This window comes from Geobacillus sp. Manikaran-105 (genome assembly GCF_002809955.1).
Classification (GTDB): domain Bacteria; phylum Bacillota; class Bacilli; order Bacillales; family Anoxybacillaceae; genus Geobacillus; species Geobacillus thermophilus.
Window position 1 is genome coordinate 1 of record NZ_PIJG01000106.1, and the last position, 2,859, is coordinate 2,859.

Genomic DNA, 2,859 nt, shown 5'->3' on the forward strand with positions numbered 1-2,859 from the left:
TTTTACGTACCATAGATACAACGACCTCATGACCCCAGCTGCAAGGAGACCATTCGACAGAAGGTTGTTTTCATCCTTCCGATGGTGACGAAATTTTTTGTCATGGGAGTCTATATAGTTTTTCTCTAAAAACTCGTAAATACATAGGTAGTTCAACAACTCCTGAAGAACCTGTAACGCCAACTAATATATTCAAGCTTAACACCTCCTTTACATTACAGTTTCTCTTGTGGCGTACCTTTTCTCTCATTAATTAATAACGAAGATAAACTAGTAACTATACCCAAAGCACCTGCAATGAAGAAAAGATATTTTATATTGAAATAATCAACACTGACCCCAAAAATAAACTGGGCTACTGGCGTTGAAAGCATTGAAATCGCCATCATAATACTATTAACTCTTCCTAATAAATGAATAGGCACAGAACGTTGAACAAAAGTAGGTATAAGGACTCCTATAAAACCAGTAATTAAGCCAATTACAAAAACGAAAATTAGAATAATCAAAAAATTTTGGGTGAAACATAGTGCGGCAATACCAGTAGCTTGTAAAAGAAAAGATAAATAAATAATCTTCAATTCAACCTTGTGAATGCTTTTAACTGAAAAGATTAAACCAGTTAACAAACTTCCCATTGACATCGATGAATATATATATCCTAAATACTTAGCATCATCACTAACATTTTTAGCTAAAAAAGGGAACAATACAGTAACCCCGTTTGCTCCAATATTTACAAAAAATATAGTTATAACCAAATAAAAAATCATTTTTTGTCTATTCAAAAAACTAAAACCAAGTCTTAAATCCGAAAAGTAAGAAGTTTTGTCATTATTATCGTTCATATTTTCAAGATGACTATTTTTAGAGTCAATAAACAAAATTAAAAAAGTTGAAAATACATATAAGATAGAAATGGCTATCAAGGAATGTTCTATTGAGATTGATTCAACCATCCAAGCGGCGATTAAAGGGCCCAAAATGATCGTTGTTCTTACAACAGTGAAGTATTGACTATTGAGACGACTCAAATATTCAGTAGCGACTAATCTTGGCTTTATTGATTCTGAGGCTGACCAATAAAAAGCATCAATCGCTCCAAACAAAACGGAGACCATTATGAGAATTGCAAAAGAGATAGTATGATCCCATAACAGAATAGCCAAAACTAACACAATGATTGCCCTTATCATGTCTGACAACCACAGAAACAACTTTGCCCCTATTCGATCAATAACCGGTCCGCAAAGAAGCCCAGCAATAAATCTCGACAAACCTAGGGAAAATAAAACTGCTCCCATCAAAAAACCTGATTGTAAAACATCAGCAATATACCAAGCTATAACAACACTGTATATGACATCCCCCAAGTTTGAAAGAAACGTTGCTATACAAAATTTTGTAGCGTTCAAAATGATCACCCTTAGAAAGATTGAGACTAGGCATGTAATGCACTTGTGAAACAGAACAAAATCAAAACATAGGATAAGGGGCGGTTTTAATATAACTAAAGATTAATTATACTACAATTATTACAATAATTATTTTATTAGGAAAATACGGTAATGTAAAGAGTTTTTTGTAATACCTCGTCTCGTTTTGTCGGATATCGTTGAATGCAACATATTTTTTGTTTATGTTGAATAATTGAAAACACAAAAAAAGAAGCCAACGAGTGGCTTCTTTACCGCTTTTATAGAACTTTTTCCGACTTTTCATCATACCGCTTCATTAAACTGTAAGCGATGGATAACTTTTTTAAAATGTAATCTTGAGGATCAGCTGTTTGCACGTACCCTTCTAATTCCTGTACTTTCACATCCGCAAACATGCCGCCTACCCTAGCTAAATGGTCGATGATATCAAAAAGTTCGCCGTTGTCGGAACGGTGTTTAACTGCTAAGAATTGAATTTCGTCCAGTCTCTCGCGAATTTCCCGAGCTGCAGAAATTGTAAACTTACTCTCCATACGTATCGTATCCCCCTCGTAAATGGACATTCGCCATAGATTATATTTATCAAAGGGAATAGTTATGAAAGAAATCTGAATCAATCATTTAAAATACGATGTCGTCCTCCAAAAAACAACCGCATCGATTTTAAGGCGTTTAGTAGGACCGTATAGGCGTTTTTAATCAAGGGGATTAAAACCATCCATTACCCCGCTGTTTAAAACGTGTTATACGCCAATTTTAGAGGTCATTTTTTTGGTAAGGGTTAAAACAATGTTATTTTTAAGGAGTAATTCTGGAATTTTCGGACGCATAAAAAGGCACGACGGCATCGTATTTTTATTTTTGTCAGTCGAAAAAAAGATGTACTCAAATTTGAGCATACCTAAGAGGGACTAGCGAAACACGAGGAGAGTCCTAGTTTAGATTAGCTTACCCAAGTTTAGGGACATCTACGACATCGAATATTATTCGTATCAGGTCAAGGTTTGTTTGGCTTTAATTGAACAAGCGCCTTTCTTTTTCAAATCGGTTAAAAAGAAAGGAAGAAACAGCCCTCCCAAGATCTGTTTAAGCTTAAAGGAGAGCTATTTCTTCCTTAAAGATTAACGAAGTCTTTTGGTTTCCTCTAAAATTCTTTTCAGTTCAGCTACTTTCATACGAAAAAACCTTATCTTTCCTAGAGTGATTATGTTTAATATTGAGTAGCAAATAAGGCTTAGGGAATACTCTTTATCCTCATTAATATCGTGAAAAAACTTCACTCAAACACTCCCTTGCTAAAATTTATTTTAAGTACTGTAGTTGAGCAATTTTCATAACAATAATTACCATGTAAAAAGAAACAAACAGGGTACCCCTTATGCCACATGGAGCTGTTTTTTCACGGTATCAATGGGAATAT

Annotated in this window: 2 protein-coding genes; both read right to left on the minus strand. The window is 34.4% G+C overall.

Annotation, left to right across the window (positions count from 1 at the left end; translation table 11 throughout):
• Positions 1 to 215 precede the first annotated feature (215 nt).
• Positions 216 to 1,424, minus strand: coding sequence for an MFS transporter (locus CV945_RS16620; protein ID WP_100660183.1), 1,209 nt, complete (start codon positions 1,422 to 1,424; stop codon positions 216 to 218).
• A gap of 272 nt (positions 1,425 to 1,696) precedes the next feature.
• Positions 1,697 to 1,972: a hypothetical protein gene (locus tag CV945_RS16625; protein WP_033011808.1), complete on the minus strand. Its 276-nt coding sequence runs from the start codon at positions 1,970 to 1,972 to the stop codon at positions 1,697 to 1,699.
• Positions 1,973 to 2,859: the final 887 nt, after the last annotated feature.